This window comes from Tenacibaculum skagerrakense (assembly GCF_004345825.1).
GTDB lineage: Bacteria > Bacteroidota > Bacteroidia > Flavobacteriales > Flavobacteriaceae > Polaribacter > Polaribacter skagerrakensis.
In genome coordinates this window covers 1-5024 of the sequence record NZ_SLXM01000021.1, presented here as the reverse complement: position 1 = coordinate 5024, position 5024 = coordinate 1, and the positions used below count along the sequence as shown (strand labels likewise).

6 protein-coding genes are annotated in these 5024 nt (G+C 32.7%); all 6 read left to right on the top strand.

What is annotated here, in order from left to right:
* Positions 1–107 precede the first annotated feature (107 nt).
* The 6 genes from EV195_RS16490 to EV195_RS16465 all read left to right on the top strand — a co-directional run bounded on the left by EV195_RS16490 (position 108) and on the right by EV195_RS16465 (position 4894).
* The gene (locus EV195_RS16490; protein ID WP_132796081.1) at positions 108–461 is read left to right on the top strand and encodes a hypothetical protein; all 354 of its coding nucleotides are present in this window, start codon (positions 108–110) and stop codon (positions 459–461) included.
* A gap of 152 nt (positions 462–613) precedes the next feature.
* Positions 614–1204, top strand: a complete 591-nt coding sequence (locus tag EV195_RS16485) for a hypothetical protein (protein WP_132796080.1) — start codon at positions 614–616, stop codon at positions 1202–1204.
* 213 nt (positions 1205–1417) lie between these two features.
* Positions 1418–2248 carry a hypothetical protein gene (locus EV195_RS16480; RefSeq protein ID WP_132796079.1) on the top strand — a complete coding sequence of 277 codons (831 nt, stop codon included), beginning with the start codon at positions 1418–1420 and terminating at the stop codon, positions 2246–2248.
* Positions 2249–2378: 130 nt separating this feature from the next.
* Complete coding sequence (locus EV195_RS16475) at positions 2379–3110, top strand: DUF6794 domain-containing protein (RefSeq protein ID WP_132796078.1); 732 nt, start codon at positions 2379–2381, stop codon at positions 3108–3110.
* 185 nt (positions 3111–3295) lie between these two features.
* Entirely contained in the window at positions 3296–3997 is a 702-nt protein-coding gene (locus EV195_RS16470; protein ID WP_132796077.1) for a hypothetical protein, read from the top strand.
* Positions 3998–4012: 15 nt separating this feature from the next.
* Positions 4013–4894, top strand: coding sequence for a hypothetical protein (locus EV195_RS16465; protein ID WP_132796082.1), 882 nt, complete (start codon positions 4013–4015; stop codon positions 4892–4894).
* The last annotated feature ends 130 nt before the right edge of the window (positions 4895–5024 follow it).

Sequence of the window (5024 nt, the reverse complement as noted above, 5' to 3'; positions counted from 1 at the left end):
AAAATTATAACTAATTTTAAATCATGAAAAATCAATGAAAAATCAATGAAAAATTGCTGCTAAAATTATCGCAACTTTTCATACACAAATACGTTGGCAAACATTAGATGAACGAAAAAGATCCGAATAAAAAAAAAGAATGGACTTGGTATGAAGCTAAATATGAAATGGCTGAATTTATATTAAATCGAATAATAAATTATAAAGAAAATTATAATAAGAATGGCTATTCATTGCCAATTTGGATACTTGAAGATGCTGAAAAAAAAGAATCATACTCTGATAAAGAGGAACTTTATTTAAAATATAAGTGGAATGAAGAACTTGATAAAATGATTGAATCTTTTAATCAAATCCTGAATTACACTTTACAATTTGATGAGAAACTTGAATATGATGAAAAAAAAATCCAAGATGGATTAAATAGATTCTCGAAATATTACATCCATTTTTGGGATTAAATAAAAATAACGATTTGCCAACACCGTATAAAATTAATTGCGGTTTTTGGCTTAATCAAAGGTAGTTGCGTGTTTGTAACGTCTGAATTTCCTTCGGAAATTCCTCGCATACAAACCCGCAACTAATCTTATACAAACACGTTGGCAACAATATGAAAAAGAAATTAAGAAATAAAAAAACTCAAAACCCATTTTCAGTTTTAGTTATACTTTTAACTATAGTTGGACTTGGTTTTATGTTTCTTACTTCGATGTATTATGAACCAAGTTGGAGCTTTAACTGGAATAATATTAGAAAAAACATTAGGGACTCGATAACATTATCGAAACACAGAGGAATTACTTGTGGTGTCGGTGGTATGGGAGTCTCAACCAAAAGCGAAGTAAGAACTAGGATTTGGGTAATGAAAAATGCCACTGAGCATGAATTACTAAAACTTACAGAATATCCTAATGGAACAATAAAAGCTATTGCTTATGAGGGTTTATTAAGAAAAAAAGAATTTAATAAAAAAGCTGAATTAACATTGAGAGCTTTAAAAGACACTACTTATCTCTTGTATTATCAATCTGGTTGTATAGGTTGGGGAAGAAAGATTGGAGATTATCTTATTCAGGATATTCTAATGATTGACGATGAAATGCCACCACCACCACCAGGAATGAATTCTAATATTAAATTGACTGAACTGGAAAAGAAAAATATTTTATTAGAATACAAAAAACAAAAGAAAACTGAATAATACAGTTGCCAACAAAGCGTATAATTAATTGCGGCTGAATTTCCTCACCGGAAATTCAATCTTATTAATTATCTTTCCGCAACAACGGAAAAGAACTCGCGTCCTTTTCCCGCAAAAAATCATACACAAATACGTTGTGTGGCATACAGGCAGACTGCATAACAACAAAAATACATGAATTTAAAAGATATACAGAGACATATTGACCAAGCGATGAACGAGCAGAACAATCGGCCGATTCCTGAATTTGAAGGATACTCGCCTTTTGAGATGCACAAGATTTTGCATTTTTCTTTCGCAATTGATAGTCCTTTGGAATTGCAAAAGCTATCCGACACAGATTACAAAAATATTCCAATTATCAACCAGATTAAGTATTTGACAGACCTGATTGATAAAAAAGGAGATATTAAACTTACGAACAAGGGATTTCTGCCGACAAAAATAGTTTCAGACCTTTATAATCAAGGATTCCTTAAAGATGAACATATCGATAATGGGATTTCTAAATTGTACAAAGAGACAGATTCGATGACTATAAATATTACACGGATTTTAATTGAACTTGCAGGACTGACTAAAAAGAGGAACGGAAAACTAAGTTTGACAAAATCAGCTCAAAAACTTCTTGAGGATAATGAAGCATTATTGCGACAATTATTTTTAACTTTTACAAACAAGTTTAATTGGGCATATTATGACGGATATGGTGAGAATCACATCGGACAACTTGGGTATGGATTTTCATTGATTCTGCTTTCAAAATACGGACAAACTAAACGATTGGATTCATTTTACGCTGAGAAATATTTCAAAGCATATCCTAAACTATTAGATTTACTTGAGCCAACATACGGAACTTTAGAAAATTATGCATCAAGGTGTTATTCGATTCGGATTTTTGACAGATTCTTGGATTATTTTGGACTGATTAGAATCGAAGAAGATAAGAAAGGGCTTGATTCGATAAAAAACATAACAAAGACAGAATTATTTGATAAACTAATAAAAGTACGACCACACAACAATGTATATACAAAATAGGCGAAATAGCAGTAAATTCAAGGGTTGTAGCCCGCTTCAACTTTGTAACGGTTTGATAAGCTTGAAGCCCGCAATCGCCTACTTTGCATATACGAAACGTTGCCAGTAATTTGAGAAATCGCAAATCCATATGAACATTAGATATTTATCAATCTTATTTTTGACTTTCTCATTACTCTCTTGTAATGGACAAGAAAAGATTCCGAAAGAACTGAAAACCTCATTTGAATACCTTGATAAAAATTGGGATGCGAAAGAAATTGAGATTTTTAAGAACATTTCAGAAAATGATTCTACAACACCGAGAAATTACCACTTCGGAATTGGAATGCACTTAAGAAATAATCTATTGAGACATAATGAACAATCAGAAAATCTAACCAGATTTTTTGACTCAATCGGAATTCATCATTACGATGATATGTCTTCAATTATTTTGACTTCTTATCATAGACATCTGAATAAAGAAAACATCGAACTACAATCCCAAGTGGATAAATATGTGGAATATTGGAAACCTATAATTGAGTGTGAAAAAAATCAGAAAATAAAAGCAGTAGAAATTTATAACAAATTTAAGGTTGGAGACTCTATAAAAGTAAGAATGCCTGTTAGCGAAAATAATAGTGTTGTTGATTATCCTTGTGGGAATGGAACTTTAGAATGGGAATTTGATGAATCAAAAGACCTTTCTATAAGCGGAATAATTACTGACAAGTATAATATTAACAGCGAGACGAATGTGTTTTTTAAAGTTAAAGTTTTAAGTAAAAACCATCCGGAAACTGAAATTATGATGGAAGAAGTAAATGTTGGAGACGAATTCAATTTTGGACTTTCAACTACTTGGAAAATAGAATAAAAACTACTGGCAACACCGTGTATAATTTATTGCTAGTTATAGCCTACTTACGAAAGTCCTCGCGGACTTTCTATCTGTGATTTATTTGCTAACTTTAATGCTTAAACACGCAACGAAATCATACACAAAACCGTTGTGTGTAATTAGAAGAACCGCATAGAAATAGTAATTCAATCAAAAACAAAGTGAGCATATTCTCTTATCATTTAGTCGAACGACCATTTTTTATTGCGGTAAAAGGAATATTCTCGAATCCGGTTTCAAAGAACGTAAAAGGACTGATTCACTCCGAATACATGACGGCAATGACTCTAGGTTCACCTATTTTTTCTCCATCTAGAGTTTTAATAGGTCAAGTAGCAGTCTTTATGCAATGGGAAAATGAAAATGCACTTGAAAACTATTTGGAACAGGACAGTTTTGGAAGAACTTTAGCAAAAGGTTGGCATGTACGTTTGTCTTTTATAAGAGAATGGGGAAAGTTTAGCGGATTCAAAATACCAAATGATAGAGACCAATTAGAAAGTTCAAATTCTCCTGTTGTTGCTGTTACAATTGCAAGAATGAAACCTTTTGCAGTTCCTAGATTTATACATTGGGGCAGACCAGTTGAAAAGCTTGTTAGAGACCATCCAGGAACAATTCTGTCATTAGCCTCAGTTAAATTCCCTAACACAGTCTCAACCTTTTCAATTTGGAAATCTGAAAAAGAAATGACCGACATGGTGCATGGTCATAGTAAAGTGGAAAAACCGAAAAGGCATTCGAACGCAATGAAAGAAAGGGAAAGAAAAGACTTTCATTTTGAGTTTACCACTCTTCGATTTAAGCCTTTAGCGGAGTTCGGAAAATGGAAAGGTCAATCGAATTTTATTCCCAATACTTAAACCTTGTTTGTGGAGATGGGAATAGCTAGTAAAAATCAAAGCATTCAGGATTGGATTACTCAACAATGGGTCATACTGTTTGGACAAAGAATTGACAATGATAAATACCAATGGCTTTTAGGACCATTTGGAGGAACAAAAGGAATCGGGCTAAAATTCGTTGAGCAGTTAGCTAAAGATGAGCGTTTAGCAATTGATAAACAAAGAAAAAACAAAGGATTACTTGATTCAATTCAGAATCTAGGACTATCAGAAATTGAACTAAAGAAGTTATCTCCAGACGTAATTGACTTCTATGAGAACACATCAAATTATGACCTGCTCCTAAAAGCAAAATGGAACCCGTTTTTCAAAATTTTCGGAACTATAATAAAAGGTGTCTTCAGTAGGAGAATTGAACAACTGAATGTTCCCATTGAAAACTTAGAAGATGCCTCAGGACTAACAAATGAAATAATAAAACTAGTCGATTCAAGGACTAATGAAGTTAAAAGGACAATTTGGCTAAGGACATTTAAATCGACAGGTCAAGTTGTTTACTCAGGAGTTTATGAGACATGCTCTTTACCAAACAAACAGATTTGTATCAAGGCTATTTTTCCTTTGCCAAATGGAAACGCAACTGTGATACTAACTCCTAGTGTTGGCAAAAATGGAGAACTCATTTTAGATTCTTCGGGACAAAGAATTGGAGATAGTGGATTTTACTTTTTGCTCAGGGACTCCAAAGGACAATTATGGAGTAAATTTATCAAGTCGTTCAAAGACAAATTGGTGGTAAAAAGCATAAATGATAGAATTACCGCGACACAGACATTGACTTTGTGGAATTTGAAAGTTCTTGAATTTAAATATGAAATAAAAAAAACTACACACAACAAGGTGTATAGTGCATAGCACCCTTCGGGATGCTACGACACCATACACTAAACGTTGTAGCCAATTACAGAAAAATCAAAATGAAGAATATACTATTAACTTTTATTTTATTGACAAGCGGAATTTTGTTCGCCCAAAAAACTGACAG

Excerpts from the sequence above, each read along its gene's own strand:
- EV195_RS16490 (WP_132796081.1), top strand. The coding sequence starts at position 108 with ATGAACGAAAAAGATCCGAATAAAAAAAAAGAATGGACTTGGTATGAA.
- EV195_RS16485 (WP_132796080.1), top strand. The coding sequence starts at position 614 with ATGAAAAAGAAATTAAGAAATAAAAAAACTCAAAACCCATTTTCAGTT.
- EV195_RS16480 (WP_132796079.1), top strand. The coding sequence starts at position 1,418 with ATGAACGAGCAGAACAATCGGCCGATTCCTGAATTTGAAGGATACTCG.
- EV195_RS16475 (WP_132796078.1), top strand. The coding sequence starts at position 2,379 with ATGAACATTAGATATTTATCAATCTTATTTTTGACTTTCTCATTACTC.
- EV195_RS16465 (WP_132796082.1), top strand. The coding sequence starts at position 4,013 with ATGGGAATAGCTAGTAAAAATCAAAGCATTCAGGATTGGATTACTCAA.